The sequence below is a fragment of the Curtobacterium sp. CFBP9011 genome (assembly GCF_034045095.1).
Classification (GTDB): Bacteria; Actinomycetota; Actinomycetes; order Actinomycetales; family Microbacteriaceae; genus Curtobacterium.
This window is the reverse complement of record NZ_JAXCWN010000002.1, coordinates 81187-96427: the sequence shown is the minus strand read 5'-3', so window position 1 is coordinate 96427 and position 15241 is coordinate 81187. Positions and strand designations below refer to the sequence as shown.

At 72.7% G+C, this 15241-nt stretch carries 10 protein-coding genes; 9 read left to right on the top strand and 1 reads right to left on the bottom strand.

Annotated features, from left to right (window positions below):
- Nucleotides 1–452 precede the first annotated feature (452 nt).
- The gene (locus SOM35_RS04725) at nucleotides 453–3152 is read left to right on the top strand and encodes a helix-turn-helix transcriptional regulator (protein WP_320514574.1); all 2700 of its coding nucleotides are present in this window, start codon (nucleotides 453–455) and stop codon (nucleotides 3150–3152) included.
- 80 nt (nucleotides 3153–3232) lie between these two features.
- Here the strand turns inward: SOM35_RS04725 and SOM35_RS04720 are convergent, their stop codons facing one another.
- Complete coding sequence (locus SOM35_RS04720) at nucleotides 3233–4537, bottom strand: glycosyltransferase family 2 protein (RefSeq protein ID WP_320514573.1); 1305 nt, start codon at nucleotides 4535–4537, stop codon at nucleotides 3233–3235.
- Between the two features lie 387 nt (nucleotides 4538–4924).
- Between SOM35_RS04720 and SOM35_RS04715 the strand changes: the two genes are divergently transcribed.
- From SOM35_RS04715 to SOM35_RS04680, 8 genes are all read left to right on the top strand, one after another.
- Nucleotides 4925–6337, top strand: a complete 1413-nt coding sequence (locus SOM35_RS04715) for a nucleotide sugar dehydrogenase (protein ID WP_320514572.1) — start codon at nucleotides 4925–4927, stop codon at nucleotides 6335–6337.
- An 11-nt stretch (nucleotides 6338–6348) separates the two neighbouring features.
- Nucleotides 6349–7389: an NAD-dependent epimerase/dehydratase family protein gene (locus SOM35_RS04710; protein WP_320514571.1), complete on the top strand. Its 1041-nt coding sequence runs from the start codon at nucleotides 6349–6351 to the stop codon at nucleotides 7387–7389.
- Nucleotides 7390–7391: 2 nt separating this feature from the next.
- Nucleotides 7392–9221 carry a glutamine--fructose-6-phosphate transaminase (isomerizing) gene (gene glmS, locus SOM35_RS04705; protein ID WP_320514570.1) on the top strand — a complete coding sequence of 610 codons (1830 nt, stop codon included), beginning with the start codon at nucleotides 7392–7394 and terminating at the stop codon, nucleotides 9219–9221.
- On the top strand, nucleotides 9218–10822 hold the full coding sequence (locus SOM35_RS04700; RefSeq protein WP_320514569.1) for a polysaccharide deacetylase family protein: 1605 nt from the start codon (nucleotides 9218–9220) through the stop codon (nucleotides 10820–10822). The genes glmS and SOM35_RS04700 overlap by 4 nt, the downstream gene beginning before the upstream one ends.
- A 1-nt stretch (nucleotide 10823) precedes the next feature.
- The gene (locus SOM35_RS04695) at nucleotides 10824–11636 is read left to right on the top strand and encodes a hypothetical protein (protein WP_320514568.1); all 813 of its coding nucleotides are present in this window, start codon (nucleotides 10824–10826) and stop codon (nucleotides 11634–11636) included.
- A 31-nt stretch (nucleotides 11637–11667) separates the two neighbouring features.
- Entirely contained in the window at nucleotides 11668–12387 is a 720-nt protein-coding gene (locus SOM35_RS04690) for a M50 family metallopeptidase (protein WP_320514567.1), read from the top strand.
- Between the two features lie 130 nt (nucleotides 12388–12517).
- On the top strand, nucleotides 12518–13933 hold the full coding sequence (locus tag SOM35_RS04685) for an O-acetylhomoserine aminocarboxypropyltransferase/cysteine synthase family protein (RefSeq protein WP_320514566.1): 1416 nt from the start codon (nucleotides 12518–12520) through the stop codon (nucleotides 13931–13933).
- Nucleotides 13930–15234 (top strand): LLM class flavin-dependent oxidoreductase, encoded by a 1305-nt coding sequence (locus SOM35_RS04680; RefSeq protein WP_320514565.1) that lies wholly within the window; start codon nucleotides 13930–13932, stop codon nucleotides 15232–15234. The genes SOM35_RS04685 and SOM35_RS04680 overlap by 4 nt, the downstream gene beginning before the upstream one ends.
- The last annotated feature ends 7 nt before the right edge of the window (nucleotides 15235–15241 follow it).

Sequence of the window (15241 nt, the reverse complement as noted above, 5' to 3'; positions counted from 1 at the left end):
ACGGTTCTGTACCCCGTCTCCTACCACCGCGTCCGGACGGGGGTCCGCCTGTCCCCCCGGACTGGGGGCACGCGCATCGAGACCTTTCCCTGACGGACGGCTCAGCATCGCCGAAGAGGGGTTAGCGTTCTCCTGACGGAAGGTCATGTGACCGCACCGGGATCCCTAGTCCCAGCGAGCGCGGACCCGCCGTCATTCGTCCGAAGACCCTAACCCGAGGGGTGATCAAGACGATGACATCATCGTTCCCGAGCGGAACCGAGCCCACCCAGGCTCGTCATCCGCGATCTGTCCACACGTCGACCCTGCCAGCGAACCGGGCCACCCACCCGTCGTCCGTCGGCACCACCCACCGCGGAGCCACCCACTCCGCTGCGGGCTCCCACGTCGCCGGCTTCCCCGCCGGTGCGTCACGCTCCCCCGTCCCTGGCGCCGGAGGCCGGTGAGTCCTGATGGAACTCACCGGTCGACGCACTGAGGTCGACCGGATCACGACCCTCGCCGTACTCCCCCGGGAGTCCGCGCTGGTCGTCGTCGGCGATCCCGGCTCCGGACGCACGAGCGTCCTCGACGCGGCCAGCAGCCGCGTCTCCCTCCCCGTCGTCCGCATCGGCGTGAACGGCAGCGAATCCCGCTGGCCGCTCGGTGGTGTGACGACGCTCTTCAGCGCACTCGACGACCCCCGGGCCGCCGCACACGTCTCCCGGATCCTCGGGACCGTGCGTGACGCGGACCCCGCGCAGGTCATCGTCGTGGCGCACGAACTCCTCGACACCCTGCGCACCCTCCAGATGGCGCCGACGCTGGTGCTCATCGACGACCTCGACCGGATGGACGCGGCGAGCCAGACGCTCATCGCGTTCCTCGCCGGCCGACTCGTCGGGACGTCCCTCCGCGTCGTCGCCACGGTGGCGACCGTGCCGTCGGACAGCCCGCTCGCGGCCCTGCCGTCGCTGCGCCTGGCGCCCCTGCACCCGGACGAGGCACTGCTGCTCGCCCGGGAGCTGGCCGCCGACGACGCGAACGACGGTGTCCTGGCGGTCATCGCCGAGCAGACCGCCGGCAACCCCGGCGTGCTCCGTGAACAGCTCGGCATGCTCCGCCGTGAGCAGCTGCTCGGCACGGAACCCCTCGTGCTGCCGCTGCGTCCCACCCCGACGACGGACCGCATCGTGGCACCCGTGGTCGCGGCGGTCCCCGGACGCGATCTGGACGTCCTGGCCCGCCTCGCCCTGGTCCTCGTCACGAAGGCGGGCGGTCCGGAGTGGGACCGCGACGTCGTCGAGGACCTCGCGTCCGTCGGGCTCGTCACGGTCCGCGGCCAGTCGATCTCGGTCCGTTCCCCGCTCGTGCGCTCCTTCCTGCACTGGCGGATGACGGCCCGCGACCGCCGCGCGGCACACGCCGAACTCGCCGCGTCCGCAGCCGCCCACGACCCGCGTGCGGCGTCGTGGCACCGGAGCTTCACGGACGACCTGCCGGACGCCGTCGCCCTGCTGCACGCCGCCCTGGCGTACGCGGCGGACGGCGACGCCGCGGCGGCCGTGACGCTCACCGAGCGTGCGCTGCACGTCGGCACCCGGTCGGAGCGCGAGCACCTGGCGCTCCTCGCGGTCGCCGAGGTCCTGCTCGCACACCGCCTGCTCGGCTACGCAGCGCGCTACCTCGCCGCGATCGCGCCGTTCCGGTCCCGCCTCGACGACGTGCGCCGCCTGCGGCTGCACTACTCGGTGCAGTACCTCAGCGGCGAGGCCGTCGAGGCGGACGAGCTGCTCGTCCCCGCCGACGCGACCGACGCCGCCGAGGCGGAGGCCGTCACGGGCCTCCTGGCCATGGTCGCCAGCTTCCGGGCCGAGGCCTGGGAGCTGGAGCACGCCCGCGACCTGCTGCAGCGTGCCGAACCGTTCGAGTCGGCACTGCCGCCGCACACGGCGCAGATCCTGCAGGCCGCACGGCAGATGGTCGCCGCGGTCGACGGACACCTGCCGCCGGACCGGGACCTGCACGACGGTCTCGCGACGACCAGCCTGCTGGCCCTCTCCGACCCGACGCTGCTGCTGCTCGCCCACGCGCTCAGCCTGTCCGAGCGGTACCGCAGCGCCCGCCGGGTGTTCGCGCTGGTCCTGGCACGCTCGTCGCACACCGCTCCGGTGTGGGTCGAGGCCGCCCGGTACCTGACCGCGGAGAACGAGGTGCGCTCGGGCAACTTCCGGCTCGCCCTCCGCGCGATCGACGCCTGGGAGACCGGGTCGAGCGTCGTCGAGCGACTGCGGGAGCCCTCGCGGGCCATCGCGATCGCTTGGCGGCACTTCCTCGAGGGTCGCCCGGTGGCCACCCTCGAGGTGCTCGACCGGTGCCTCGCGCTCCGCTCCACGAGCGGGCTCTGGGGTGCGACGGCGAAGCTGCACGCGTTCCGTGGCCGGGTCCTGCTGTTCGAGGGTCGTGCCGAGGAAGCCGCGGCGGCACTCGAGACCGCCGACGCGATCGGCCGGACGGTCCGGAACCCGACGGTGCTCCGGCACCTCGGCGACCTGATCGAGGCGTACGTGCGGCTCGGCCGGACCGACGACGCGCGGACCACGACGGCCCGTCTCGCCGCCGACCACCGGGCACACCCGTCGCGCTGGGGCGCCCTCGTCCTGGCACGGAGCCTGGCACTCGTCAGCGACGACACCACCCGCGAGGCCGCACGACACCGTGCGCTCGAGCTGTTCGAGCCCACGGACTCGCAGTTCGAGCGCGCCCGGACCCTCGCCGCGCTCGCGTCGACGGGCACCGGTCCGGACCGCGCACGGCTCGGGGCAGCGTCCGCCGCGGCCTACGAGGCAGCGGGGCTCCGTCGTCCGCTCGCCGCCCCGCAGGGCGTCGCCGCGATGCCGCCGGCCGTCGGGTCGTCGGCGCTCCGGCAGTCGCAGTTCGACTCGACGCCGTCGCCGACGACGCCGCGGAGCGCACCGGACGGCACGCCGGTCCTCACCCTGCTCACCGCCGAGGAGCAGGCAGTGGTCCAGAAGGTCACGGAGGGCTACCGGAACCGCGAGATCGCCTCGTCGCTGTACATGTCGCAGCGGACGGTGGAGCTCCGACTCACGCAGATCTACCGGAAGGTCGGGGCGCGCTCGCGCTCGCACCTGGTGGCGCTGCTGGGGTAGACGCGACCGCAGACGAGACGGGAGGCCCGGTACCAGCTGGTACCGGGCCTCCCGTTCGTCGTGCGGTCGCGCCCGCCGTGTCAGACGGTGGCCGCCCGCCGCGTGGGGCTGTGCCAGACCCCGCTGGAACCACCGCGGAAGGCGAGGAAGAGGGCGCGGAGGCACAGGTACGAGTCGAGGACCCGGAGGAGCGGGAAGGTCAGGCCGTACAGGACGTAGACGCCGCGGCGGGAGACCACCGCGACGACGATGGTGAGCAGGTAGTCGGGCAGCAGCACGCCGACCACGATCCCGGTGACCGGGTCGACGGCGAGCACGGCGTCCGGGAACCCGGCGCCCATGCCGAGCGCCACGAGGACCGCAGCGGTCCCGGCGAGCGCCACCGCGGGCAGCAGCAGGAGCATCATCAGGCTCGACGTCAGGAGCTCGAGCACGAACAGTCCGGTGGCGAGTCCGAAGCGGCGGAGGCCGAAGCGGTGGCGCCGGAGGGTCTGCCAGAAGCCGAGGTTCCAGCGTCGGACCTGTTTCGCGTAGTCGCGCAGGGTGTCGGGGTCCTGCGTGTAGGCGACGGCGGCGCCGGGGCGGAACGCGACGCGGCCGAGCTCCTTCGCGTGCACCTCGAACGTCATGTTGAAGTCCTCGATGGCCAGACCCTCGGCGGTGATGTCGATGTCGCGGAGGATCCGGGTGCGGTACATCGAGGCGAAGCCGGGAACGATGGCGACGACGTTGGCGGCGGGGGCGGCCTGGCCGAACTTCTGCAGGTACTGGACGGCGACGTAGACGCGTTCGCGGTACGCGACGAGCAGGCGGCCGGAGAAGGTGGGTGCGCGGGGCTCCAGGATCGTGGTGGCGCGACCGGCGACGGCGACGACGTCGGGGGCGGAGAACTCCGGCAGCCCGGTGGTGAAGTAGTCGGTGGACAGGTGGGTGTCGGCGTCCAGGAGCATCATCACCTCGAAGCGCTCCGGGATCGAGAAGTGCTCGATGGCGGCCGCGATGGCACCGGCCTTGCCGCGGTTCGGCTGCAGGTCGTACACCTGGGCACCGGCGGCGCGGGCGATCTCGACGGTGCGGTCCGAGGACCCGTCGGAGACGACGAGGATCTGCTCGGGTGGCAGGTGCTCGGCCGCGGAGCGGATGGTGCGTTCGATGACGAGTTCCTCGTCGTGCGCGGCGACGAGGACGGCGACGTCGGCGGTCGTCGGCGGTCGGTAGCCCCGCGAGACGGGTGCCGGCATGCCGCGGCGGTGGGCCCGACGACCGCGGCCGTCGGCGCCGACGCGGTGCAGACGGGCGGTGACGACCCGGGTCGCGCCGACCGTGGTCCAGAGGATCGTGTTGACGCCGAGGACGAGCACGAGGGCGACGACGAACGTGAGCATGGGGCGACGCTAAGCGGCACGGCGGAGACTCCGCACCGCATTCCCGCACCCGGGGCCGCATGCGGTTGCGGGAGTCCGCATGCGGTCCCGCAGTCGCCGCCACGGTGCTGCGGGGCACCGCAAGACCGGCTCCGTGGCGTTGCCGGCGGGTGGCCCGACCCGTGATGGTGGCAACGCACCGACCGCCGGCCCCGTCATCGGGGAAGGACCGCGTACCCGAGATCGGTACCCGACCGGCCGCACCCGGACCGCCACCGTCCGCCCCCGCCTGATCCGGGGACGGACGGTGGCCCGGACACGGCCCACCCGATCCCGCGGCCCACCCGACGGCGGTCGGTGCCTGCCGGGACGACTTCCCGGTTGTGTCCCGACCCGAGGGGAACCCGCATGTCCATCGCACCTCCGTCGTCCGACGCCCTGTCGGTCCGCACGTCGCCGGTCGCTCCGACGACGACGACCGTCCCGACGTCCCCGGACGTCTCGGCCCCCCTGAGCAGCAGCGTGCCGCTCACCCGGGGCACCACCGCACACGGCGGGACCCGCGGCTTCGAGTTCGACGTGGCCATCGTGGGTCTCGGCTACGTCGGGCTCCCGACGGCCCTGGCGTACCACCACTCGGGCACCTCGGTGGTCGGCCTCGACGCGTCGCAGCGCCGCCTGGAGACGATCCGGTCCCGCGGCGCCGACCTGCTCGACGACGACCGGGTGCGGCTCGAGTCGGCGTTCCTGGCGGAGGACTTCGTCCTCACCGACGACCCGTCGATGCTCGCCCGTGCGGCGGCCGTGATCGTCTGCGTGCCGACGCCGGTCGACGAGTACCTGGTGCCGGACCTGGCGATCCTCCGCGGTGCCGCCGCGACGGTCGTCGAGCACGCCGTGCCCGGGCAGCTCCTGATGCTGACGAGCACCACCTACGTCGGGTGCACCGACGACCTGCTCGTGCAGCCCCTCACCGAGCGTGGGCTGCTGCCGGGTCGGGACGTGTTCGTCGCGTTCAGCCCGGAGCGCATCGACCCGGGCAACGCCTCGGTCGCGCACGAGGACGTGCCGCGTGTGCTCGGTGCGGCGACGCCCGAGTGCGCCGAGATCGCGGACGAGATGCTCGGCCGCTACGCCCGGGTGCACCGCGTGCCCTCGCTCGCCGCGGCCGAGATGACGAAGCTGCTCGAGAACACCTTCCGCGCGGTGAACATCGCGCTGGCGAACGAGTTCTCGGACATCTGCCGGACGATGGGCATCGACGTGGCGGACGTCGTGGACGCCGCCGCGACGAAGCCGTACGGGTTCATGGCGTTCATGCCGGGCCCGGGTGTCGGCGGTCACTGCATCCCCTGCGACCCGCACTACCTGCTCTGGCAGCTCAAGGCCGACCGACAGGCCGCGCCGATGATCACCCAGGCGATGACCGAGATCGCCGCCCGTCCGGGTCGGGTCGTCGACCGCACCCGCGAGGTCCTCTCGGACGCCGGCCGTGGCCTCCGCGGTGCCCGGGTGCTCGTCGTCGGCATCGCCTACAAGCGTGACGTCGCGGACCTCCGCGAGTCCCCCGCACTCGAGATCCTCGAGGGCCTGATCGCCGCCGGTGCCGAGGTCGGGTTCGCCGACCACCGCTTCGAGTCGGTCCGCCTGCACGACGGCACGGTCCTCGACGACGTCGTCGACGAAGCCGCCTTCGCTGCCGACGTCGTGCTGCTGCACACCCGGCACACCGACGCCGACCTGTCCTGGATCACCGGCGAGCAGCTCGTGATCGACACCACCTACCGGGCTGCGGACCTCACCGGCCGCATCCTCCTCTGAAAGGGAACGCCATGAAGTCCATCGTCACCGGAGGTGCCGGGTTCATCGGCAGCCACCTCGTCGAACGCCTGCTCGCCGACGGCGACGACGTCGTCGTCCTCGACGACTTCTCGACCGGCCGTGCCGACAACCTGGCCGCCGTCGCCGGACACGAGCGGCTGCGGGTCGTCGAGGGCAGCATCCTCGACCGCGAGCTCGTCGCCGAACTGGTCGCCGGTTCGGACCGGGTCTTCCACCTGGCCGCCGCAGTCGGCGTGAAGCTCATCGTGGATCACCCGCTGCAGGGGCTCCGCACGAACATCCACGGCAGCGAGAACGTCCTGGACGCCTGTGTCGCCGCCGGCGCGAAGCTGCTCCTCGTCTCCACCAGCGAGATCTACGGCAAGAACACCGCCGACGCGCTGCACGAGACCGCCGACCGCGTGCTCGGTTCGCCGCTCGTGGCCCGCTGGACCTACGCCGCGGCGAAGGGCATCGACGAGGCCTTCGCGCACGCCTACTTCAAGGAGTACGGCCTGCGCGTCGCCATCGTCCGTCCGTTCAACACGGTCGGTCCGCGCCAGACCGGTCGCTACGGCATGGTCGTCCCGAACCTCGTCGGCCAGGCCGTCCGCGGCGAGCCGCTGACCGTGTACGGCGACGGCGTCCAGTCGCGCTGCTTCTCGTTCGTCGGCGACGTCGTCCCCGCGATGGTCGCGCTCATCGAGCACGACGCGGCCTACGGCGAGGCGTTCAACCTCGGCGGCGAGCGCGAGATCAGCATCGCCGAGCTGGCGGAGCTCGTCATCGACATCGTCGATTCGGACAGCCAGATCACCTACGTCCCCTACGACGAGGCGTACGGCGAGGGCTACGAGGACATGCGCCGTCGGGTCCCGGACAACACGCGTGCCGAAGCCGCCGTCGGGTTCGCCCCGGTGACCCCCCTGGAGGCCGTGGTCCGGTTGGTCGCGGAGGACGTGCGTTCCCGCGCGGTCGCAGACGCCGTCACCGACGCCGCCCCGGCGGGTGCGACGGCGGGTGCCCCGGCGAGCGCGACGGCGGCGGTCTAGCCGTGTGCGGCATCATCGCGGCACGGGTGGCGGACGACGCCACCCCGTACCTCCTGGACGGTCTGGAGCGTCTGGAGTACCGCGGCTACGACTCGGCCGGCATCGCTGTCCGCACCAGCACCGGCGGCACCGAGACGATCCGTTCGGTGTCCCGCGTCGGCGACCTGCGCACGCTCGTCGCCGCCCGCTCCGGTGACCCGTTCACGGGCATCGGCATCGGCCACACCCGCTGGGCGACGCACGGCGCCGTCCGTGAGACGAACGCGCACCCGCACGCCGACTGCTCCGGTCGGATCAGCGTCGTGCACAACGGCATCATCGAGAACGCGGACCTGCTCCGCGAGCAGCTGAGCGCCCAGGGACACGTGTTCGTGTCCGAGGTCGACTCGGAGGTCATCACGCACCTCGTCGAGCGTGCCCTGGCGGTCGACCCGGACCTGATGCTCGCGGTGCAGATCGCGACCGCGCAGCTCGAGGGCTCCTGGGCCATCGTGGTCCTCGACGCCCGCGACGGCCGGATGGTCGTCGCGGCCGACCGGTCCCCGCTCGTGGTGGCCCGTGCCGCCCGCGGTGACTTCGTCGCGAGCGACATCGGTGCGATCGCCACGTGGGCGGAGACCTTCGTGGCGCTCCGGGACGGGGACGTGGTCGAGCTCGGCGAGAGCTGGACCTGGTCCTCCCGTGGCGAGGTCGTGGCGGTGCCGTTCGCGACGCCGTCGCCGTTCGCCGCCGAGGCGCTCGAGCTCGGTGACCACACCGACCACATGGCGAAGGAGATCGAGGAGCAGCCCGCCGTCGTCGCGGAGATCCTCGACCGGGTCGCCGGCCGCGCGGTCGACGGCTCGATGTGGCGCGGCCTCGGGCTCGCGCCGTTCGAGCGCGTCGCCGTCGTGGCGTGCGGGACCTCGTTGAACGCCGGGCAGGTCATCGCGACCGCGCTCCGCGGACTCGGCGGTGTCCCCACCGACACCGTCGTCGCCAGCGAGGCCGACCAGGCCGTCCTGACGCCCGGCACCCTGGTCGTCGCGATCAGCCAGTCGGGCGAGACCGCGGACGTGCTCCGTGCGCTCGACCGGTTCGCGGACCGGTACCAGGTGCTCGCGTTGACGAACAACCTGCACTCGTCGCTCGCCCGTCGTGCCGACGCCGTGCTCGACTGCCACGCCGGGCCGGAGATCGGCGTCGCCGCGACGAAGACGTTCACGGCGCAGGTCGTCGTCGGCGTCTCAGCGATGATCTCCGCACTGGTGGCGTCCGGCCGGATCGACCGCTCGCGTGCACTGGCGCTCGTGGGCGACATGCAGCGGCTGCCGGGCCTCCTGGCCGGCGCGGCCGAAGCGTCCCTCGACCGGATCCCGCTGCTCGTCTCGAGCGTGCGCGACGCCTCCGGGTTCCTGTTCCTGGGACGCGGGGCGGGCCTCCCGTTCGCTGCCGAGGGTGCGCTGAAGCTCAAGGAGCTCTCCTACCGGTGGGCCGAGGCCTACCCGGCCGGCGAGCTCAAGCACGGCCCGCTCGCACTCGTCACCGACGGCACCCCCGTGGTCGTCGTCGACAACGGCGAGCACAAGATCCAGGCGAACGTCGCCGAGGTCCGCGCCCGCGGTGGCTTCGTCATCACCATCGGTGGTGCCGGCGCCGACGTGCCCGCGCTCGGTCGCGACGCCGGCCGGCTGCTCTCCCGACGGACCGACGTGACCGACCAGGGCATGTCGCTCTGGGGGCCGCTCGAGTCCGTCGTCCCCCTCCAGATGCTCGCCCGCGAGCTCGCGCTGCAGCTCGGCTGCGACGTGGACAAGCCCCGCAACCTCGCGAAGTCGGTGACGGTCGAATGACCAAGGACCAGTCCTTCAACCGCCTGACGGTGATCCTCGCCGTCCTGGCGGCCGTGGCGATCGTCGTCACGGGTCTCCTCGGAGCCGCCCCGGCACGCGCCGCGACGGTCACGAAGCCCGTCACGGTCAGCCTGACCTTCGACGACGGCGACGCCGACCAGATGCCGGCCGCGCAGGTGCTGCAGCAGAACGGCCTGACCGGCACGTTCTACATCATCACCGGGTACCTCAACGCCCCCAGCTACATGCAGCAGTCGGACCTGGCGACCCTCGCGGCCGCCGGCAACGAGATCGGTGGGCACAGCGTCACCCACCCCGACATGTCGGCGCTGTCCCAGGCCGAGGCGCAGCGGCAGGCCTGCCAGTCGCGTGCCACTCTTTCGTCGTGGGGCTACACCGTCCGGAGCTTCGCCTACCCCTTCGCGGAGTCGACCACGAAGACGCGTGACGCCGTCCGCGCCTGCGGGTACACCAGCGCCCGCGGCCTCGGCGACGTGCAGACCCCGTACGACTGCACCGGCTGCGTCACGGCGGAGACCCTGCCGCCCCGCAACGCCATGCTGACCCGGGCACCGAGCCAGGTCGAGGCGGACTGGACCCTGGCCGACCTGCAGAAGCAGGTCACCCAGGCGAAGACCGACAGGGGCGGCTGGGTGCAGCTCACCTTCCACCACATCAGCGACGACACCTCGCTCGACCCGACGACCTCACCGGCCCTGTTCGCGCAGTTCGCCCAGTGGCTCGCCGCGTACTCGGCCGACCCGGCGAACGCCACCACCGTCAAGACGGTCGGCGACGCGGTCGGCACCCCGGTGCAGCCGGTCGTGCAGTCACCGGTCCCCGGACCGGCAGCACCCGGCGTCAACGCCGTGCAGAACCCGTCGTTCCAGACGACCTCCTCCACCAGCCCGAGCGGTCAGAAGTGCTGGCAGTACGGCGGGTACGGCTCGAACACGGCGGCGTTCAGCACCGTCAGCCCGGGTCGCACCGGCACCACCACGAAGGCGACGTCGCTCACCGTGAGCGACTACACGGACGGTGACGCGAAGTGGTTGCCGACGTTCGACCTCGGCGACTGCGCACCCACCGTCGTCGCCGGGCACACGTACTCGCTCCGCGAGTACTACAAGGCGGACACCGTGACGCAGTTCACGGTCTACCTGCGCGACGCGACCACCGGGTCGTGGCACTACTGGACGTCGAGCCCCTGGTACGCCTCGGCCACCACGTGGACCCAGGCGGTGTGGACGACGGACCAGATCCCGGCCGGGTTCAACGGCATCAGCTTCGGCCTGAACCTGTTCACGAACGGCACGCTGACCACCGACGACGTCGCCGCCTACGACACGGTCGGTGCGCCGCAGCTGGCGACCACCACGACGACGACGAACAGCGCGACCACGTCGGCGAAGACGAGCAGCAGCGTCAGCCGGATCGCCCCGGCCGTCGACGCCCTGGCCGTCCGGTCCCGTGCGGTCCTCGGGCAGCTCGACACGTCCGGCATGGCGAGCCCGCTCGACGCCCCGGCGGCACCCGCCCCGGCGGCACCCGCCCCGGCAGCGCCGGCAGCTCCGGCAGCGCCCGGCACGATCGGCCGGTGACGTGCGGACGACACCCCAGCCCCGACCCCGGGAGACCCGCCTCCGCGGCTCCCGGGGCCGGGGCGTCCGGCTGCGGAGGGCGGCGGCCCTCGTCAGCACGCTCGCGCTCACCGCGGTCCTCGCCGGCTGCGGCAGCCCGTCCGGCGGTGGAGCGGTGGCCCGCACCTACCCGTGGCACACCAGGATCGTCTCCACGACGTTCTGGGTCGGCGAGGTCTTCGACCCGGACGCCGACGACGGCAGCCAGGTCTACTCGACCTACGACGACGACTGGCAGGGCAGCTACGGCGGCTGCGACGGTGTGATCGTCAAACGCATCTGCCAGACCGAACGCCGCACCGCCGGCAACGGGTACTTCCCGGTGCACATGAAGCCGAAGGAGAACCCGTTCTACCTCGACGTGCCGTACGACGACGTCAACGACCGCACGGGGTTCCGCGATCGGGACCGGGTGGTGCCCTGGGCCGGCGACACCGCCTACCGGAAGCACCGCGGCGACGACGGCTTCAGCTACCTCAAGAACCGGTGGGTCCAGCTCACCAAGGACGGACGCACCTGCTACGGCCAGGTCCAGGACGCCGGCCCCGGCACCTACCACGACAGCGCCTACGTCTTCGGCTCCACGAACGCGCGGCCAGCCAACAAGCGGTACAACGGCGCCGGGGTGGACGTCTCCCCCGCGCTGAACGGCTGCCTGTACTACGCCGAGCTCGACGGCGAGGACGACCGGATCGCCTGGCGGTTCATCGAGGCCGACAAGGTCCCGAACGGCCCCTGGCGCCGGGTGATCACGACCAGCCAGGTCTCCCAGTGAACCGCCGAGGACGGTCTGCCACGATGTCGGCTTGACCTCCCTGCCCGCCTCCGCCGTGTTCGCCGCCCTGCTCATCGGCGCCGTGCTCCCCCTCGTGCCGTTCCTCGGCCGGATCGCCCGCCTGGCCGCGACGATCGTGCACGAGGTCGGGCACTGCGTCGTCGTGGTGCCCTTCGGTGGCCGCATCCGGCGCATCGACCTGCACCCGGACGGCTCCGGCGAGGCCTGGGTGCAGCTCGGCCGCGTCCCGGGAGCGGTCCGCTGGCTGGTGCGGCTGCTCAACCTGTTCGCCGGCTACAGCGCACCGATCTGGGCCGGTGTCCTGCTCGTCACCGGAGCGGTGGTCGGCTCGCCCTGGCTGCCCGTGGCCGTGCTCGGCGTCGTGGGCTTGGTCGCGCTGCTGTTCGTCCGGAACTGGTTCGGGCTCCTCGTGGTGATCGGGTTCGACGCGCTCGCCGTGTGGGTCGCCGTGCGCCCATCGGACCTGACCCTGCTGGTCGTCGCGGCCCTCGGCGCAGCGCTCCTGGTCGACGGACTGCGCTCGCTCGTGCAGGTCGTCCGGTGGCTCCTCACCGGGGCACGGGTGCAGACCGACTTCCACATCGCGGCCGCCGAGATGCGTCTGCCCGCGGTCGTCTGGTTCGTGCTGTTCCTGGCGGGCAACGGTGTGGCGGTGTGGGCGGCTCGCGGTCCACTGCTGGCGGTCGGTGAGACCGTCCTCACCGGCATCCGGACGCTCGTCGGCTCCTAGCCCGCCGACCGCGCACAGCATCGCCGTAACCCGACGCCGCATTCGACGCGGGACGGCACCGAGCCTGCGAGAGTACGGCGCAACGACCGCACGCCCGAGCGGCCGGACGACCCGGCACGGAGGTGGACGCATGACGGACGAACGACCCGGTTTCGCGACCGAACAGGTGCACGGCGGCTTCCTGCCCGACACCGCGCACGGCGCCCGGGTGCCCGCGATCCACATGTCCTCCGGCTTCCTGTTCGAGGACGCTGCCCAGGCGCGGGACCGCTTCGCCGGCACCGACGACGGCTACACGTACACCCGGCTCGGCAACCCGACGAACGCCGACGTCGAGCGGCGCATCGCCCTGCTCGAGCGGGGAGCCGATGCCCTCCTGGTGAGCAGCGGTCAGGCGGCCGCGACGGTCGCCTTCCTCGGGCTCCTCGCCGCGGGCGACCACGTCGTCAGCGCCGCCAGCATCTACGAGGGCACGCGCGGGCTGCTGCTGCAGAACCTCGGCCGGCTCGGCATCCACGTCGACTTCGTCACCGACGCCCGGGACCTCGACGCCTGGGCCGCCGCCGTCCGACCCGAGACGAAGCTGTTCTTCGCCGAGACGATCCCGAACCCGAAGAACGACGTCCTCGACATCGCCGGCGTCGCCGAGGTCGCCCACCGCGCCGGCGTCCCCCTCGTCGTCGACAACACGCTCGCGACCCCGTACCTCGTGCAACCCGTCGAGCACGGCGCCGACGTCGTGGTCCACTCCGCGTCGAAGTTCCTGTCCGGACACGGGTCGGGGCTCGGCGGTGTGGTCGTCGACGGCGGACGGTTCGACTGGACCGCCACCCCGGAACGCTGGCCGCACCTCACCCAGCCCGACCGGGCCCTCGGTGGTGCCAGCTACGTGGACCGCGCCGGCACCGGTGCGTTCCTCGCCTACGCGCGGGACGTCGTCGCCTCCCGGATCGGCCCGACGCCCTCCCCCTTCAACGCGTTCCTCCTCCGGCAGGGCATCGAGACGCTGTCGCTCCGCGTCGAGCGGCACGTCGCGAACGCGCTGACGGTCGCGACGTGGCTGGAGGCGCAGCCCGAGGTGACGAGCGTCGACCACGCGGGTCTGGCCTCCAGTCCGTACCACGACCTCGCCCGGCGCTACCTGCCCCGTGGCGCCGGGTCCGTCTTCGCGTTCACGTTCGCCGGTGGCGAGCAAGCCGCCCACGCGTTCATCGACGCGGTCGAGCTGTTCAGCCGGATGACGCACCTGGGCGACGTGCGGTCGCTGGTGCTGCACCCCGCGACGACCACCCATGCCGGACGGACGCCCGCCGAGCGGGCCGCGCTCGGCATCGGTGACGGGCTCGTCCGCCTGTCGATCGGCATCGAGGACGTCGCCGACCTGCTCCGCGACCTGGAACGCGGGTTCGCCGCGGTCCGCGCGGGCGCGTCGGTGCCCTCGGTCGCGTCGGTGCCCTCGGTCGCGTCGGTCGCCTCGGTCGTCGGCCGGGAGGCACGCCCCGCCCCCGTCACGTCCGTCACGGTGCTCGACAGGGCCGGCCGATGACCCGGATGCAACACGTCGGCTACTTCTTCTCGCGCGGGTTCGGCCCGCAGGCGTGGGGTCGCGCGGACTGGCACTGGGGACACGACTGGACGAAGCCGGAGCTGTACCAGCAGTCGGTGCGGGCCCTCGAGGACGCCGGACTCGACCTGGTCATCGCCGAGGACGCGATCTCCCTCGGCGACCCGTCGACCCTCGACCTGCGCATCCGGCAGGCGTACGGCGGGCCCAAGCACGACCCGCTGCTGCTCGCCCCGTGGCTGTTCGCCGCGACCCGGCACATCGGCATCGCCCCGACCGTGAACGCCGGCGTCACCCCGCCGTACCTGGCAGCCCGACAGCTGGCGACGCTCGCGCACCTGTCGTCGGACCGGCTCGGCGTCAACGTCGTCACCGACGTGGGCAGTGCCCGGCACGCCGGCCTCGACCCGCTGCCGCACGACGCCGCCTACGACCGCGCCGAGGAGTGGATGGGACTGCTCCGCCGACTCTGGCACTCGTGGGGCTCCGGGCACCTGCAGTCCGAGTCCGACTGGCACTTCGCCGACGGCGCCGAACTCGACACGTTCCAGCACGAGGGCGAGTACTTCCGGACCGCGGGCCCCCTCAACGCGCTGCCGCTCGAGTCCGACCCCGTCGTGGTCTCCCCCGGCGGCTCCGGACGCGGGCTGGGCTTCGCCGGGACGCACTCCGACGTGCAGCTCGCACTCGCTCCCCTGACGGCCACCGCGGTCTCCGCCTACCGGGCGAAGGTGCACGCCGCCGCCGCCGAGGTCGGACGGCGGCCGGAGGACCTGCGGGTCCTGTTCGTCCTCAAGCCCGTCGTCGTGTCCTCGCCCGAGGAGGCGGACCGCATCGTCGAGGCGTCCCGGCACCCGTCCGACGAGGCCCTGCGTACCGTCGCGCTGGCGTGGTCGAGCGACTCGGAGACCGATCTGCTCGCCCTCGACCTCGACGCACCGATCCCCGAGGGCACCTTCGCCGACCACGTCTCGGCCGGTACCGTCCGTGGGCTCCTCGGGGACACGCCGGACGCCCCGTTGCGCGAACTGCTCACCCGCAAGGCCCAGCTCGGCCGGGTCGCCGATCGCTCGGGCTTCGTCGGGACGGCCGACGAGTTCGCGGACTTCATCGAGGAGCTCGGGTCCGATGCCGACAACGACGGGGTGATCCTGTCCGGCGACCTGCACCCGGCGCAGGTGTACCGGATGCTCGGTGACCTGGTGCCGGTGCTCCGGCAGCGCGGGATCCTCCGTCGTGAGTACGGCGCGGGCGGGCTCCGCGCCAACCTGTTCGACTTCTGACCCCTCC

Coding starts and splice junctions, on each gene's coding strand:
- SOM35_RS04725 (WP_320514574.1), top strand. CDS start 453: ATGGAACTCACCGGTCGACGCACTGAGGTCGACCGGATCACGACCCTC.
- SOM35_RS04720 (WP_320514573.1), bottom strand. CDS start 4,537: ATGCTCACGTTCGTCGTCGCCCTCGTGCTCGTCCTCGGCGTCAACACG.
- SOM35_RS04715 (WP_320514572.1), top strand. CDS start 4,925: ATGTCCATCGCACCTCCGTCGTCCGACGCCCTGTCGGTCCGCACGTCG.
- SOM35_RS04710 (WP_320514571.1), top strand. CDS start 6,349: ATGAAGTCCATCGTCACCGGAGGTGCCGGGTTCATCGGCAGCCACCTC.
- SOM35_RS04700 (WP_320514569.1), top strand. CDS start 9,218: ATGACCAAGGACCAGTCCTTCAACCGCCTGACGGTGATCCTCGCCGTC.
- SOM35_RS04685 (WP_320514566.1), top strand. CDS start 12,518: ATGACGGACGAACGACCCGGTTTCGCGACCGAACAGGTGCACGGCGGC.
- SOM35_RS04680 (WP_320514565.1), top strand. CDS start 13,930: ATGACCCGGATGCAACACGTCGGCTACTTCTTCTCGCGCGGGTTCGGC.